This window comes from Metabacillus sp. RB-C-LZQ-3-1, from assembly GCF_058315175.1.
In genome coordinates, this window is sequence record NZ_JBZFLI010000064.1 from 1 (window position 1) to 517 (window position 517).

At 46.6% G+C, this 517-nt stretch carries 2 tRNA genes and 1 rRNA gene; all 3 read right to left on the minus strand.

Features of this window, described 5'->3' with window-relative positions:
- Positions 1-17: 17 nt before the first annotated feature.
- Positions 18-93, minus strand: a tRNA-Thr gene (locus tag AC4GZ8_RS26430).
- A 36-nt stretch (positions 94-129) separates the two neighbouring features.
- A tRNA-Val gene (locus AC4GZ8_RS26435) sits at positions 130-205 on the minus strand.
- A gap of 37 nt (positions 206-242) precedes the next feature.
- A 5S ribosomal RNA gene (gene rrf / locus AC4GZ8_RS26440) occupies positions 243-358 on the minus strand.
- Between the last annotated feature and the right edge of the window lie 159 nt (positions 359-517).

Genomic DNA, 517 nt, shown 5'->3' on the forward strand with positions numbered 1-517 from the left:
CCTGGTTTTATAATGAATGGTGCCGGCGAGAGGACTTGAACCCCCAACCTACTGATTACAAGTCAGTTGCTCTACCAATTGAGCTACACCGGCGTGCATTATATGATAGATTACTATTATAAAAATTCATGGTGGAGGATGACGGGATCGAACCGCCGACCCCCTGCTTGTAAGGCAGGTGCTCTCCCAGCTGAGCTAATCCTCCGGATTAGAATTGTCTAATGCAATTCTATTATATTCTTACCTGGCAACGTCCTACTCTCACAGGGGGAAACCCCCAACTACCATCGGCGCTGAAGAGCTTAACTTCCGTGTTCGGCATGGGAACGGGTGTGACCTCTTCGCCATCATCACCAGATAATTCAGTTTACGGCTTCCGATGAACTTCACATTTCTGCGTCATCTCATTCGTCAACATCCTCACGTACTGAAGTACGCTCCGGTGCCTCCTCATTCGATTTCTTGAACTGTTCGTTCTTCGAAACCCTCTTACTTTTTACATAGTATGAAAGAATAC